The organism is Shewanella sp. YQ_9 (genome assembly GCF_043103185.1).
Classification (GTDB): domain Bacteria; phylum Pseudomonadota; class Gammaproteobacteria; order Enterobacterales; family Shewanellaceae; genus Shewanella; species Shewanella algae.
In genome coordinates this window covers 28,317-42,632 of the sequence record NZ_JBICJO010000020.1, presented here as the reverse complement: position 1 = coordinate 42,632, position 14,316 = coordinate 28,317, and the positions used below count along the sequence as shown (strand labels likewise).

The window sequence follows — 14,316 nt, the reverse complement described above, 5'->3', positions numbered from 1 at the left end:
TTGATTTTATTCCTGCTGCAGATTGCGCAACGGCTGATATTGACTACGAGCCTTCTGTTGGGGAGTTCCGACTTCGACCTGGAATTGTTTGACGCTATCTTTCAATAGGTCACGGCCTTCCAATTCATCCCCCGAGACAGAGAGAACATCGCCTTCAAACTGGATGTAATAGGTGCCTATCTCATCTTCAGCCCGGATCCCTACCAGTTTTACTGTGTGGGTGCCTGAGGTAAGCGGTATTGATAAGGGGCCAACCTGGCGTTGCGGGCTACTGCCATCGGTCAGTACTTTATCATCGACAACCAGTTTAAAGATATCGTCGTTGAAGTTGCCGTTATCACCGAAAGTGATTTCCAGTAGATGGGGTACTTCAAACTTGAGTCCATTGCTGAGCTCGTTATCTACTTCCACAGTGACATTACCCGAGACAACATTATTGGGGACTTTCACCGTTAGTTTCCCTGGCTCGACCTTGTTGATAAAGGCAACGATACGTTCACCATTCTTACCGGCGAATGTGACTCTATTATTTGCTTTGGTTTGGCTGAATCCCAAGCCTTCGATGACGACTAAGTCACCGGGTTGGCCGCTACTTGCTTTCAAACGTATGATCTCAAGGCCATCACCAATCTTGATTTTTACAGGTGACTCAGCGCGCTGCCCTCTGTGCTCAACAGCAACGGCGATAGGACCGACAGCGTTTTTCAACATAGAGCCTGGAACGCTTATTTTCAGCAGAGTGCCATCCTCGGAGACAGATTCATATTCACGCTCTTCATAAGCATTGTTGCCCTCATCTTTCAGTTCGGTTAAGGGTTCTTCATCAAACCAATACCAACGTTCGTTAATGCCAAACCCTGTGCCGATGATAGACAACGGCTTGTCTATAGGCTCGGCTTTCATAATGGCAGGGTCTATGTCGACAATTTGCATCCCCCAAGTGAGGGTAAAGTCAGACTTCACCGGTACGCCGACCATATCTGTAATGGTCTTGAGCTGGTCGATCAGTATGTCTGCTACCTGGGCGCCAGTTTTTATCGCTTCCATTTGGCCAATAAAAGGAGCCCATTTGCGTAACGCGGCTCCGGCAGCCAAGGCTGCCAGGTCTTCGGGCTTTACTCCCATACTTTGCAGCACTGCTGTAGTGATGGGGCCCAATTTGCCTCTATTGGCAGGATCGTAGAAGACTTCTATTTCATTTTTATAGAATTCTATCGCAAGCTGTTCCAGGAAGTTGGCAAGGTCGGTTCCAGTAACATTGTCATCCTTATAAAGTTTTTCAGTTTCCTCTATCAGCTTGGGTGAGTACTGGATCACTAACTTGGTGATGACCACGGGGTCGAATCCTGCCGGTTCATAACCTACCCCGATTAAAATAAGGTCAAAAAACTTAAGCAAGATACCGTCTATGACGGTGCGAATTGCCAAGTATTGGCGAGCTTTGAGGTTGGCCTCATCATAGGCAGACTGATTACGAAAGCTAAATGGTGAAGGCCCCAAAGGAGTATCTACACCCGGAGCGAGAACTTGGTAAAGGCAATCTTGATAGGGACAAACATTGTAGTACTGATCTTTGGACCAAAACTCCAGACCAAAGTATGTTCCAGATTGCGGTCCTATTATATTGCCATCCCAAGCTGATTGAGCGTGCTTGCGCAGCGGACTATCCAGCTTGGACTCATCATACTGTCCATTTTCACCCAGAGGGATAATCATGGTACTCAAATAAAGCCGGGTACGATTTTGCAGCTCTGAGCAGCCATCGTACTGGAGTTTGTTTTTCTGTTCTTTGGTGATCTCGCTGTTATTGGGACAGCTTGGATCCGACGGTAGCCAATTATCGAGGAAGTTAGTGGCCGCAAGACTATAGTCAAAGTAAGCCGTACCATAATTGGTGATGTTTGGTTTAATGCTTCCGGTTGCTGAAGCCCGCTTGACCATGGCCATAGCCATTGGAGAAGCATTGAATGACTGGGCTTTGGCTGTCTTGCCAACCTGGTTCTGACTATAGCGCTGATATATCTTGTTGCTGTTGCTTATTAGCAACAGGTTTGTTGCTTGAGATAATTGCTCCAGTGCCATTGGAGAACTTTGCAGCATGCCAGCGAAGTGTTCCTGCAGTTCTATGAACTCAGGATAAGTCACTATGGTGTCGCGAAAATTAACCAACGAAGCTTGTGGGATCTTGTCAACGCCAATAAAGTCCAGCACGTACTTAAAAGTCGTACTGTTTATATCCAATGTCAGTTGTTGTTCGCCTGGTAACAAGTAACTGTTTAGATAAACATATCCCTGACTATTATCTGCAGTAGGAACAAAGGCTGTGACAGGAGTCAGCCGATTCTTAAAGACTTTAATGTTTGCCCGACCGTTGTAATCCAGTGTCGTTGTGGTATTCAGCAGTGTTTCTACACGTACTCCTAAGGGATCAACACCGCCTACAGAGGTGAGGGTAACTTCTGCTTCTTTGAGTACATAGTATTGTACTTGGTTGCTCTGTCCCTGGGCATTGTTGATTTGCAGCGTACCGTCGACAAGTCCTGTTGGGACGTTCACTCTCGCAGAATGGGCTGTATTTGAAATGACCTCTAAAGGTATTCCATTGGCTGTCACTGTGATATTGCCATTTAGGCTGTCACCATAGAGAGTCACCTGGGCGTTTTCGTCAAGCATCACTGCGCCGGCTGTGCTGATAACCGGGGTGCCTGCAGGCTGAAGTTTCAAGGCTCTCGCATTGGTGCGCAGAGCACCATCAGAGACAAAAACTTCACTGGCACCTTTGGGCAGTACTGTAGTGATAAGACCTGAGGCTTGAGTTAAAGGTAAGTTGATTGGAGGTAAGCCTTCCCGGGTGATAACCAAAAAGTGTTGACCGGCAGATAAGGGAGAATCCAATTCTACGTTCAGTGTATCGCCTTCGCGGAAAAACCTGACTTTGGTATCGTTATGGACTGTATAGGCCTGCCCCAGGATAGCTACGGAGCTGATACTGACGGCGGTCAGCCTGTCCTGATCATTGATATCCAGGACGCCATCATTGTCATCGTCCAAGTCCAGAAAATCAGGGACTCCATCAAGATCTCTGTCCAAAGGGTGCTTGGGATTGTCGCCGGCCTCAATGGCATCAGCGATGCCATTGCCATCGGAATCCAAATCGAGGAAGTTCCCCTGGCCATCGCCGTCTGCATCGGCGCCACCCTCAAATCCATCACTCAGGCCATCACCATCACTATCTGTGTCATACCAGTTGGGAATACCATCGCCATCTGGATCAAAGTCATCGGCTGCTAAACCATACAGATACTCCAGAGTATCGGGTATACCATCTTGGTCTGAGTCATCACTCTCTGGATCCATGCCCAATGCCAGTTCTTGCTGGTCATAAACTCCATCACTGTCACGATCAGCAAAAATACGGGCGCTGTAGCTGAAGCTAGGACGGCCATCAAAGTTAATATCGTTGATGCCAATGTGATAAAGGCCATCTTTGAGAATTTCAACGCTGATAGCGACTTTCTTGAGCACAGGATCTATTTCCAACTCACCAAAGTTGAGTGCATTACCCTGAGCATCAGAAAAGTAGATATTGGGTTTGAAATCCGGATCCTCATAGCTGAGCATCAAGGTATAGAATTGACCGGCTTCTCCTTCAAAGGAAAACAGATCGCCATTGTCTGATTTTTGAGAAATGGCTCCTCGCACCGTAAATGGGGGAGCCATTCCTGCCTGGGTTGCGATTGAGGGGTTATCGTTGGGTTCTTGCTCAATAATTTGAGGAAATTGATGTTTTGTTGGATCAAAAGGGTAATCATCCCTCTCATCCAGAATACCGTCATTGTCCTCATCACGTATTTCCCAGCTACCTTCATGGCTGGGTGGGTCAACCGGGTCTGGGTCAGTTGGATCCGTCGGGTCGGTTGGATCTGTTGGGTCAGTTGGAACTTCCTGACCCGGGCCTTCATCTGGCTCTAGCTCACCATTACAACCACCGGTCAGCATTATCCCGGCTATCAGCAGAGCCAGGTAAGTTTTTTTGGACATGATTTACTTCCCTATAAGTGTTGGTTACATCCTGAAAGGAGTTTGCATACGCATAAGGCCATCAGAGACCATAGCAAGATAAATATCCCCGGTAGCTCGGCTGAGCAGATTGCACTCCAGTTGCTCCTTGCTGGGCATGTATAGTGGCGAACTGACAATCTCTCTGAGTACATAGTTGGCAAAGGGAACGATTAACTTTTGGCACCAGCGAACTTCTATTTGTAGAAGATTCGCATCCTGGATGTTCAGTTGTCGGTTATTCCCAAGGTTTTGTAACGCCGGATTACGGTACATAAGGTTATTGTTGGGGATTTCATAGAGGCTCTTGCCCTGGTAGGTGGACCTTACTTTAAAGCGATCGAAGACCTTCTTATCCGGGCTGAGAATGGTTATCTTGGCTTGGGTTGTCACCGCAATCCTGGCTTTGGCTAACGCTCCCAAGGTACCTGTCAGGCTGGGATCCTGATTGTAAAGGGGCATCATACCTTCGCTCAGCCCTTTACGTATGGCACTCAAACTACCGTGATTGAGGGCTCCTGAGCGCACGGCTTTGACGGTTGCAGCATCCAAGGTGCTCTTGGCGGAATAGATAAATCCCCATTGAACGAGCAACATCATGGCAACCAATACCAGTGGCATCAGAAAGGGCAGAGCGAGGTTAAACTCCATCATCGCTTGGCCTGTTTGCGATGTTAACCGTTTCATCTCGCGGCCTGCTCCGGGCTGGGTTCACGTTGCAGTTCGTAGATGGCTTGGAGCAACGCTTTTATTTGCCTATGAACCACAGAACTAGTGTCACCATGCTGTTGGGCTATTTCCAATACCTGAGCAGATTGTTTCAAGCGTACCAGGCTCATGTTATACCAAGCTTTTTGATTGTCTGGCTCAAGCTCAATGCAACGTTGATAGGCCGCTATGGCAGCATCTTGACGTCCGGTTCGGGTATAAATGTTGCCCAGACGAAACCAACCGGGGGCGTAATTGGGAACAGATCTCAACACTTCGAGGTACAGACTTTCGGCCTGATCCATCATCGCCAGCTTGTAGGCATGTTCAGCTCTGGCTTGTATCTCCATGATAGCCTGGTTGCCCTGGTGCTGTGTTTGAGAAGCGCACCCTTGCATAATCAACATCAGGGTGCACATAAGCGTGATTAGGAACTTTTCCATCTGAGTGTTTCTCCTTCATGGATTTGGGCCTTGGCTGCTGTTCCATTTACCAGCTCAAGTGTGTGATGGGCGCCATGGCAAAAACTGCTGCGCCAGGGTTTGAGTTCGGAAACCACTTTGAGGACTGTGTGCTGGGCATCCAGATACACTATGTCCAGCGGATAACGCATTCCTATAGTGTGTACCGAGCTGCAGGGGCTGATTAACATTCCCTGAGAAGGTGTTAATTTTGGCCTTCCCAGTAACCCTCTTAGACGCAGCCAGGGATTGTTGGCCAGAAACACTTGCCCTAATTCATAGCCTGAGGCTGTAATAAGTGTCTTGGTTTCCATCTTCATAGCTCGTACATAAACTTCATAACTATCGGGAAAAGAAGAATCATGAAGGTGACAGGGAAGATGAACACTATGAGTGGGAATACCAGCTTTACTGGAGCCTCCAGGGCTTTCTTTTCGGCACGTTGGAAACGTTCTACTCGGCGCTGGTCTGCTTGAATTCTAAGTGTTTTACCCAGGCTTGCTCCGGTTCTTTCTGCTTGAGCCAAGGCACTTACCAAGCTGTTGATTTCGGTTATTTGTACCCGTTCGGCCATATTCCTAAAAGACTGAGCTCTGGACATCCCGGCGCGCATATCGCGGATAACCTTTTCAATTTCAATTTTTAAAGGCCCTTCTGGACCGCGTTCAACCGCTTGGGTCAGCGCACCAGTCATATTCAAACCGGCTTCGATGGACATGGTCAGATAGTCCAGATACACAGGTAGCACTTTAACAATGTCTAGCTGACGCTTCTTACGCAGATCGTTCAGTGTCATCACGGGGAGGAAATAGCCAACAATGGCAGCAAAGAGCAGGTAGCGGCTGTTGACCTCTCCCAGCATCGCGGTTGCTGCCAGCATCAGTCCCACTGCAAATAGCGTGCTGAGGATCCTGATGGCGAAGTATTGCTCGGCACTCATGATGTATGACAGGCCGGATATCTGTAGTTTCTTGGAAACCCGTTCCAGATAGTCGACACTGAGCTTCTCACTGATGTAGAAAGCCAATACTTGCACCAGTGGCCAAATTATTTTTAACCCTGGTGAAAGCGGATCCATGAACTCCCTGTTATCGGGAGGAACCCGGCGATAAATCCTTGCGCAACTGATAATGGTGAAGCCCAAAGCACAGGCGTAGCAGAGGATGATCAGATTAATCATGATTGCGGCTCCTACTACACATCGATAGTGACTATCTTACGAATGGATATGTAACCGCAGAACAGCATCAATACGACGACTGCGATGGTGAGCCAGCCCAAGGGCTCGGTAAAAATGCGTCCCATGGCATCCGGCTCCATGTGATTGAGTACTACCCCGATAAACACTGGTAGCAAGGTCATCACTAATCCCTGAAGCTTACCTTGTGATGTTAGCGCGTCTATCTTGCCTTCCATCTCCAGCTTTTTTCGCAGTGTACTGGACAGCCTTGACAGTACTTCAGCCAGGTTTCCCCCTACTTCTCGGGATATTTGCATACCGGCAATCACTAACTGAAATTCGGGTTCAGGAATTCGAGCATACATGTTGTTCAGAGCGGTATTGAACTCTACCCCCAAGCGTTGCTCCCGCAGAAACAACTGAAATTCCTGCCGTATGGGGGCATCCATTTCCTCAGCCATAAATTCAATGGCTGAGGTGGTATTGGCGCCGGACTGCATTGAAGAGGCGATCATATTAAGTGCATCAGGCAACTGTTCGACAAACTTACGTTGGCGACGCTTACGTAGATAGCGATATGCAAAGCGTGGCAGCAGAGCCAATATTATGCTGAGGACAATACCCAGTATCAAAGAACCAAACAGCAACCAAACTAGAAATGGCACTGATACCAAAGTAATAATGTTCATCAAAAACAGTTGCTGCGGTTCGATGAACATGAACATATCGGCAAGGTTTGTACTGGCTGATGTGGTGAATTTGTCCTGATATTCTCTGGCCCAATTAGACGACAGGTGCCTCAATGACCACACCAGCAGCACCGCACTGATACCAATGCAACCTATGATGAACAACGGACTACTCATGGCGAGACTCCCGCTCAAAAATATCCAGTTTGACCTTGATACCTTGTTGCCTTAAGCGCTCATAAAACTCCGGGACAGAACCGGTTGCCGTATAGTAACCCTGTACTTTGCCGTGCTCGTTGAAACCCGTCTGTTGAAAACGGAATATCTCCGAGAGTTGCACTATGGAGCCTTCAATGCCGGTAACCTCGCAAATGCTGGTAACGCGACGAGAACCATCGGCGAAACGTGATTGCTGGACTATGATATTGACGGCTGAAGATATCTGTTCACGAATGGCTTGTACCGGTAATTCCATGCCAGCCATCATCACCATGACTTCCAGCCTTGAGATACAGTCTCGTGGTGAGTTTGAGTGGGCTGTAGTCAGCGAGCCGTCATGCCCCGTATTCATGGCCTGAAGCATGTCCAGTGCCTCACCTCCACGGCATTCACCGATAACGACTCTGTCAGGACGCATCCGAAGACAGTTTTTGACCAGATCACGGATCTCTATGGCGCCTTTACCTTCCTGGTTGGCTGGACGAGCTTCCAGTGAAACCAGATTTGGTTGATAGAGTTGCAACTCGGCGGCATCTTCAACTGTGATAATGCGTTCGCTTTCCGGAATAAAGTTGGAGAGAACATTCAACAGGGTTGTTTTCCCTGAACCTGTACCACCAGAGATAACGACATTTCGCTTCTGCTTAACCGCAATCTCCAGAAAGTCAGCCATTGCCTGACTCATAGAACCAAAGCGCACCAGATCACTACAGTTCAGTCGCTGCTGCATAAATTTACGTATGGTGATGCATGGGCCTTTAAGAGCCAAAGGTGGTATTACTGCATTAACCCGGGAACCATCTTTAAGACGCGCATCCACCATGGGTGAGCTTTCATCTATGCGTCTGCCTATTGGTGTAACTATTCGCTCTATGGCGCCCAATACGGCCTGATCATCTGAAAAGGCAACGTCTGAAAGAAACAGCTGGCCGGCTTTTTCATAAAAGATCTGATCATGACTATTAACCATGATTTCAGACACTTCAGGGTCTGCAACCAAGCCTTCCAAGGGGCCAAGCCCTATGGTTTCATCCAGAACTTCTTCTATTAGAGAGTTGACTTCAATCTCTGCAGGAAGCTGCATTTGGCTAATGATTTGCTGGATAAGAGACTCACTCTGCTGGCGTAGCTCCTGGTCGCTCATCTCGTTGACGTTGACCCTGCGAAGATCCATCTGTTTCAGCAGTTCTCTGTGTACCCGTCGGCGCCACTCATTTCTGAATTGAATATGATCCAGCTTGGCATTGGTCATAGCCAGTGGTTTCATGTTCCTAGTGCTTTCAACGTCTGCAACCTGCTTGTCAGCAGGATTCTCCGGTGGGCATTCTGCTGACGAATCTTTATTGTCGAACTGGTATTCGGGATCTTGATTAATCACGCGAAGCTGATAATCCCCTACCTGTATCCTGTCTGTTGTCTTGAGTGGACCGAAACGCTGCCGCTTTTCGTCATTCACCCTGATACCGGTGCGGCTCTTGTTGTCTTCCACGAAGATGCCTTCTTCATCCTGTATGAGCGTGGCGTGCAAGCGTGAAACTTTGAATCCTCTCAAGACGATAAGGTTGTCTGGATCTTTGCCTATTTGGCACTGGGAATGAATACATTGAAACTCACCGACCCGGGTACCTTTATTGGTGCTCACCATAATACTGAACATATACCGCTCCTAGTCCAGGATGTAGAAGGCTTCTAGCTGGTCAGCTTCTGCCGCCAGTTCTTTACCCCGGGCCAACTGTGCTTCGTGCTCTTCATGACCCGGATAAACTATTGTAGGGGTAACGAAAATAACCAGTTCGGTCTTGTTTTCCCTAAAATTACGTGACTTGAATAGTTCTCCCAGGATGGGAATATCACCAAGCAGTGGAAAACGGGAAACGGACTTTGACATTTCGCTGTTGACCAGCCCTGAAATCACCATGGTTTCTTTGTTTTTGACGTTGATTACGGACTCTGCTTTACGGGTGAGTAGGCCGGGAACATCATCAATAGCAACTGAAGGGTCAATCGCACTGACTTCGGCTCGCACTCGGCTAATGATGTTTTGATGTTCGTCCACCTCAGGTTCGATATCCAACTTGATCCCATATTCCTTGAATTCTACGGTGACGACGCCCAGGGCTGAGGTCATAGGAATGGGGAACTCGCCTCCGGCCAGGAAGCTGGCAGCCTCACCACTTCGAGTGGTGAGGTTGGGTTGCGCCAGCATGCGGGCATCCCCCTTTTCGGCCATCAACTGAATCTTGGATCCAATTCCGGTAACTATGCCGAAATAACTCCATCCTCTGGTATCCAGAACACCAATGCTGTCTGAAATAGCCTCACTGATGGTGCCGACATAATTGCCAGGAGATGTCACACTGAAAATGGGGTTGGCAGTAAAGGCTTTAGCTGCACCAAAGGCTGGGCCTGACATAACTGAATCCCATTGAATACCAATGTTGTTAAGACGAGATTTATTGAACTCGACTATCTGCACCTGCATTTTCACCATGGGAACCATGTCCGGGGCATATTGTTTGAACTCAACAAGTGAAATCAGGTTTGGGTGACTGGCCAGTATTTTTTCAACGACGCCTTTATGTTTCTCATCGACTTCTCCCTGAACGACCAGTAGCTCATTGGATTGAGTCACGCTTAGCTTGGGGAAAGAAGCCAGTAGGTGCTGGATATTCTGGATGCTGGTCAGTTGGTTTTTGGCATAAACAGTGACACTGCGCTTGATGAGTTTCCCATTTTTTTGCCACAGCTGAAGGTCTGAGACACCTTCAGACTCACCTATTAACAATACTCCTTTATCATCAATGACTTTGGCACTGAGAATTGCACCATTTCCGACCACAACGCGTTCAACATTGTTGACCTTATAGAGCTCCACTGCGCCGACATAAAGCGAGAGAGGAGGGTTGTTATGGGCAAAGGTCTGCCATGGCAACAGCAAGGCTGCCAGAAAGAGGATGAAACTTCTCATAATGCGGTTCTTGTCTCTTGTTGGGTGATTTGCAGCTTAGGCTCGGCTACATCTGGATTTGGGTATTCTTGATATTGGGTTTGAACGCCGCCGCCACCGACAATAATCTCTACCAGGCGACTATTGTCAGAAGCTGATTTTTCAAATATTTCATCCTGATAAAGGGAAGCAAACTCCAGTGGCAAAGTTTCCTGTTGATTACGCAATAGAGTGACAAATGAACCTTTGTTGCGGGCCAAGGACACCCTGGCTGCATCATCCACGGATAAAGCCAAGGTCACAGTATTGTAGGAGGCGGGATCTTCAAATAGGGTGTCTGCCAGTTCATCAGGTACTTCCTGGCTGCGTCTGCCGGTTGCCAATACAGTGACGTCTTCCAGAAGTAGCTGTAACTTCTTGCGATTGTTGTTGTTGTCACCCAGCGGTTCGTCATACGCCAACAATAGATCGATATGATCAGATGGAACCAACATTCCGGCCGTTGAGTTAATGACATCAATCTCGATAGTCACTGCACGTTGGCCTTCATCAAGCATGTCGGAAAATTTACTGACACCATGGCCGGGTACATAAGCAGTAAGCAGGGGTCTGCCGGGAGCCATCGGGTGTAATAGCATCTTGCCGACCACCTCACCGAATTGACTGGGATGGTAGGCTTCCAAGGGGACTATATCGGCTCGTATTTGCCGTACGGTCATATTCTGCTCAGAAATGATCATACCTTTTTCAAGAGGTTGATTGGCTACAAGCACGTCAGCCATCACGACATCACTGTCACTGAGTTCAGCTCTGAGCTCGGCTTCCCGCTGCTCGAAATATGATTTGGTTGCAAAGGCTGCGACACCACCCAAGGCGATGGCAACCAGCAGCAGGATCCAGTTAAAGTCTATCGATTTCAGTTTCATCTTTTGTCTCAATACTAAAGAGGTAATGCAGGCAGTGATTTGGCATAGGCGAATGCGGTATACCAAGCTCTGAGAGCCTCCAGGCACAGCTCGACCACATTCTGGTCGCCTTGAGATTCTATTGGGGTCAAGAGTGCGGCGACCAAGGCTCCGCACACCACGAGATACTCAAAGCTTGCTTGTCCTTTTTGGTTTTTGTTTAACACCTTAAATCCCTTCCATAACTTGGTTAGCGACCACGTAAACCAAGCCATTTTTTCGGTTTATGCTAATGTCCAGAGTGTTGCTTCCCTGGGTGAGCATCAGGGTGCCGATTTCGCTATCCAGATAGGTACCAACTTCGCTCCAACCCTGACGTTGAAAGTGACGTTGGTAATAATGGAAGGTATCTGCCAGTGTGCGGTTGCTGTTGAAAACCAAGGTTCGGCCACTCTTGAAGAGATCCTTTGAACTGACATCAGACAACACAGTGCTACCGCTCGGCATTGGAAATGCCAACTTACTATGGACTGGGCTACCGGGATCTTTACTTATGCCTATGTAAGCTAGAACACCATCAAAGTCTTTCCTTATTCGGGCCGTTAACAGGAAAGGTGGTTGCAAGCTATTGATGATGTAGTCCTGGCCAAACATCTGTTCATCAAAGCGTTCACTTTTGCCCTGCCATTGGCGTTTGAAGAAGGCTGCGGTCATCATCTGATTGCTTTTATCCCGCATCACCCAAGTTGCCATGGGAGTGCCTTGATAAACCATTTCTTCAGCTACCACTTCCACGGTGGCGGAATCGGGAAACTGTATTTCAGGCCATTCAGCGGCCAGCAGAGGAAGGCTGAGAAACCAACAGCCCAAAAGGAGTTGTTTCATAGTTAACCTCCACATCCTTTAGAACCATAATTACAAAGACGGTTGGCAGGCAGTACTTCAGTTTCCACATGGCCCAGTTTCAGGGAGTTGGGGTGCAGTTCTTTACCAAAGGGAATGAAGCTGGCAACCTTTTGGGCGGTTCTCACCCAACTGACATCTGCGTAGTTGGTTGGTACCAGGCGTTCGGCTCTACGACGCAGATGCTCAGGGCCAGCTGCATTCCATCCTGAGGCGAGTAAGGCGCTGTTGCCCTTATAAGTCAGCTGCATACTGTCGAATGGCTCGAGGTGCATCTGTACCAGGTCAGTTTCCACGCGAGTGCGGTAGAACTGATCTTGCTCAAGGGAGAAGCCGGTATAGGCCAGCACCCCAAGTGCTTTGCCTATCAAAGAGTTCACCGTACCCGGTATCTTGGAGCTCGGCTCGGCGAAGCTTAGACGGTTCTTTCCTTCCCCCTTATCCTTGATCAAGCCAGATAGAGAACCATCATGGCGAGTCTGGTGTTTCAGCAAGGGGTGAACATTCTGTTCCCAGTTCCATTGTTTAGGTGGACGACTATCTATTACCTGGCCTTTTCCTTGATAAAAGCGCCATGGGAGTTGGGCTGATAACTGTTGTTCCGTTTTTTTTGCCAGGAAAATTCCCTTGCCAGTGACCATACGTGACGGTGCCTGCTCCTTCCATACCGTGCGTTCCCAAGCAGCATATTGAGCCGCCTGATTAGCTCTGTGTTGGACCCCGGTTATTTTTGAGACGAAAGGTAGCAACAGTAGCAATGGGATTATCACAAAGCTCATCCCTATGATTGATTCAGCCAGGGCCTGGCCCCGTTGTCGATGAATGAACTGCATTAGAGTAACCTTGTCAGAGCCTGAACTGCGGCCCTCTCCCCTTGAGTAGATTGGCTCAGGCGCACTTGCCAGAATGGGTTATAGAGGTTGCCGTACTCATGCTTACTATCTTTTCTGGCCCAGGCAGAACCTGATTTCATCAGATCTCTCGGCCGCGAGTAGTAGACTTGTGCCGCGGCCAATGCGGTCATTCTGTCACCCAGCATTTTTTCATTGGTCGCAGGGTCAACCATGTCCCCTCCGAGAGGTACGCTGTTGCTGGTTCTCACTTTGTCTTGTTTTTTGGATACCACGACCAGAATATTGCTGGTTTCACTTTTCCCTTTTGCGGAATTCGACAGGGAATAGAAAGGTTGTACGCCATCATAGCTGCCACGGGTCACTTGATCGGCGGCTGCAAAGTTGGATGCGCTTCTATTATGTCCTCTGCTGCTTCCCCAGTAAGTTCTATCGTTCAACCTGCTGAGAATGGCTCTATTGTCGGACACGGTTCCACCCCAACCGGCAGGAATTTCTCTGGTACGCCATTTGCAGCGCCAACGTTTACATCTGAACTTGGAAAAGTGCACACTCAAGGTATCCATGGATGTCCATGATTCTGGACGATTCCCGTTGCTGACAAGCTCGCTGCCGCCGGCTTTATAAGTCTTGGCTTTGATCGGAAAAAAGTGGAATGACCAAGGGAAAGGCAGTTTGTAGGTGCGTTTGTTGCTGAAAGGATCTCGGGATTTAAGAGTGACACCTATAAAGTCCTTATACTGACTGCCACCCTTATTTCTGTTTTGTCTTTTTTGAAGAGTTTGAAAGTCTACCCATACATTCTTTAGATCTTGTATCAATAGCGGGTTTTGCATCAAATCCATACGAGCATTTGGATCATTGGCTTTGACTATATCGCCAGCGCTATCGAACGCTGCCGTTACCCCTGCATAGTGCATGGATTGCTGAGCGATACTTATGGCTTTAAGTACGGTATTTTCTACATTGACCAGTACTTTGATGGCAGGCTGCACACCTTGATTCAGCCCCTTTACCACTTGCGCGATACCGTTGACCACTTGGCCAACGTAGGGAACTGCACACAATACCCGGCAAGCATTCTGTGAAAATACTTCAGCCATATTGAACCAAGACGAAAGGCCAACGAGTTGGGCTACTGCTACCTGATTGGCAACCGCAGCTCTATTGGTGTACGCCTTGAAATTCATGTCCCTGGCAGCAAGAGTGGCAACACTGTAGGCTGTATTATCTGCGGTATTTTGTAATTTAGTGCCCTTGATATTCAGTTGGGACACATTGAAACTAAAGAGGATTACCATTAGTGCAAATGCCATAAGAATCAATGACATTATCATGGCTTGCCCCTGTTGACGGGAAGGCATCATTCCTTTGCTCCTGCCTGCTCTCTTGTC

Annotated in this window: 12 protein-coding genes; all 12 read right to left on the bottom strand. The window is 48.2% G+C overall.

Annotated features, from left to right (window positions below; all coding sequences use genetic code 11):
• Nucleotides 1-6: 6 nt before the first annotated feature.
• Nucleotides 7-4,041, bottom strand: a complete 4,035-nt coding sequence (locus tag ACF8D4_RS05755) for an IPT/TIG domain-containing protein (RefSeq protein WP_181881382.1) — start codon at nucleotides 4,039-4,041, stop codon at nucleotides 7-9.
• Nucleotides 4,042-4,065: 24 nt separating this feature from the next.
• Nucleotides 4,066-4,746 carry a TadE family protein gene (locus ACF8D4_RS05750; RefSeq protein ID WP_028780577.1) on the bottom strand — a complete coding sequence of 227 codons (681 nt, stop codon included), beginning with the start codon at nucleotides 4,744-4,746 and terminating at the stop codon, nucleotides 4,066-4,068.
• A complete protein-coding gene (locus ACF8D4_RS05745) occupies nucleotides 4,743-5,210 on the bottom strand; it encodes a tetratricopeptide repeat protein (RefSeq protein WP_025010629.1) in 468 nt (155 codons plus the stop codon). Before ACF8D4_RS05745 ends, ACF8D4_RS05750 begins: the two co-directional genes overlap by 4 nt.
• Nucleotides 5,195-5,542 (bottom strand): DUF192 domain-containing protein, encoded by a 348-nt coding sequence (locus ACF8D4_RS05740; protein ID WP_037437059.1) that lies wholly within the window; start codon nucleotides 5,540-5,542, stop codon nucleotides 5,195-5,197. Before ACF8D4_RS05740 ends, ACF8D4_RS05745 begins: the two co-directional genes overlap by 16 nt.
• A 2-nt stretch (nucleotides 5,543-5,544) precedes the next feature.
• Nucleotides 5,545-6,408, bottom strand: a complete 864-nt coding sequence (locus tag ACF8D4_RS05735; protein ID WP_025010631.1) for a type II secretion system F family protein — start codon at nucleotides 6,406-6,408, stop codon at nucleotides 5,545-5,547.
• Nucleotides 6,409-6,422: 14 nt separating this feature from the next.
• Nucleotides 6,423-7,274, bottom strand: a complete 852-nt coding sequence (locus ACF8D4_RS05730; RefSeq protein WP_025010632.1) for a type II secretion system F family protein — start codon at nucleotides 7,272-7,274, stop codon at nucleotides 6,423-6,425.
• On the bottom strand, nucleotides 7,267-8,973 hold the full coding sequence (locus tag ACF8D4_RS05725; RefSeq protein ID WP_025010633.1) for an ATPase, T2SS/T4P/T4SS family: 1,707 nt from the start codon (nucleotides 8,971-8,973) through the stop codon (nucleotides 7,267-7,269). The genes ACF8D4_RS05730 and ACF8D4_RS05725 overlap by 8 nt, the downstream gene beginning before the upstream one ends.
• A gap of 9 nt (nucleotides 8,974-8,982) precedes the next feature.
• Nucleotides 8,983-10,284, bottom strand: coding sequence for a type II and III secretion system protein family protein (locus tag ACF8D4_RS05720; RefSeq protein WP_028780579.1), 1,302 nt, complete (start codon nucleotides 10,282-10,284; stop codon nucleotides 8,983-8,985).
• Nucleotides 10,281-11,189, bottom strand: a complete 909-nt coding sequence (gene cpaB / locus ACF8D4_RS05715) for a Flp pilus assembly protein CpaB (RefSeq protein ID WP_345856969.1) — start codon at nucleotides 11,187-11,189, stop codon at nucleotides 10,281-10,283. The genes ACF8D4_RS05720 and cpaB overlap by 4 nt, the downstream gene beginning before the upstream one ends.
• A gap of 207 nt (nucleotides 11,190-11,396) precedes the next feature.
• Nucleotides 11,397-12,053, bottom strand: coding sequence for a hypothetical protein (locus ACF8D4_RS05710; RefSeq protein WP_025010637.1), 657 nt, complete (start codon nucleotides 12,051-12,053; stop codon nucleotides 11,397-11,399).
• Between the two features lie 2 nt (nucleotides 12,054-12,055).
• Nucleotides 12,056-12,904: a hypothetical protein gene (locus tag ACF8D4_RS05705; RefSeq protein WP_071238906.1), complete on the bottom strand. Its 849-nt coding sequence runs from the start codon at nucleotides 12,902-12,904 to the stop codon at nucleotides 12,056-12,058.
• The gene (locus ACF8D4_RS05700) at nucleotides 12,904-14,289 is read right to left on the bottom strand and encodes a Tad domain-containing protein (protein ID WP_037474985.1); all 1,386 of its coding nucleotides are present in this window, start codon (nucleotides 14,287-14,289) and stop codon (nucleotides 12,904-12,906) included. Before ACF8D4_RS05700 ends, ACF8D4_RS05705 begins: the two co-directional genes overlap by 1 nt.
• Nucleotides 14,290-14,316 lie beyond the last annotated feature (27 nt).

What these genes read in the sequence shown, in the direction of transcription:
- ACF8D4_RS05755 (WP_181881382.1), bottom strand. Translation starts at nt 4,041, where the DNA reads ATGTCCAAAAAAACTTACCTGGCTCTGCTGATAGCCGGGATAATGCTG.
- ACF8D4_RS05750 (WP_028780577.1), bottom strand. Translation starts at nt 4,746, where the DNA reads ATGAAACGGTTAACATCGCAAACAGGCCAAGCGATGATGGAGTTTAAC.
- ACF8D4_RS05745 (WP_025010629.1), bottom strand. Translation starts at nt 5,210, where the DNA reads ATGGAAAAGTTCCTAATCACGCTTATGTGCACCCTGATGTTGATTATG.
- ACF8D4_RS05740 (WP_037437059.1), bottom strand. Translation starts at nt 5,542, where the DNA reads ATGGAAACCAAGACACTTATTACAGCCTCAGGCTATGAATTAGGGCAA.
- ACF8D4_RS05735 (WP_025010631.1), bottom strand. Translation starts at nt 6,408, where the DNA reads ATGATTAATCTGATCATCCTCTGCTACGCCTGTGCTTTGGGCTTCACC.
- ACF8D4_RS05730 (WP_025010632.1), bottom strand. Translation starts at nt 7,274, where the DNA reads ATGAGTAGTCCGTTGTTCATCATAGGTTGCATTGGTATCAGTGCGGTG.
- ACF8D4_RS05725 (WP_025010633.1), bottom strand. Translation starts at nt 8,973, where the DNA reads ATGTTCAGTATTATGGTGAGCACCAATAAAGGTACCCGGGTCGGTGAG.
- ACF8D4_RS05720 (WP_028780579.1), bottom strand. Translation starts at nt 10,284, where the DNA reads ATGAGAAGTTTCATCCTCTTTCTGGCAGCCTTGCTGTTGCCATGGCAG.
- cpaB (WP_345856969.1), bottom strand. Translation starts at nt 11,189, where the DNA reads ATGAAACTGAAATCGATAGACTTTAACTGGATCCTGCTGCTGGTTGCC.
- ACF8D4_RS05710 (WP_025010637.1), bottom strand. Translation starts at nt 12,053, where the DNA reads ATGAAACAACTCCTTTTGGGCTGTTGGTTTCTCAGCCTTCCTCTGCTG.
- ACF8D4_RS05705 (WP_071238906.1), bottom strand. Translation starts at nt 12,904, where the DNA reads ATGCAGTTCATTCATCGACAACGGGGCCAGGCCCTGGCTGAATCAATC.
- ACF8D4_RS05700 (WP_037474985.1), bottom strand. Translation starts at nt 14,289, where the DNA reads ATGATGCCTTCCCGTCAACAGGGGCAAGCCATGATAATGTCATTGATT.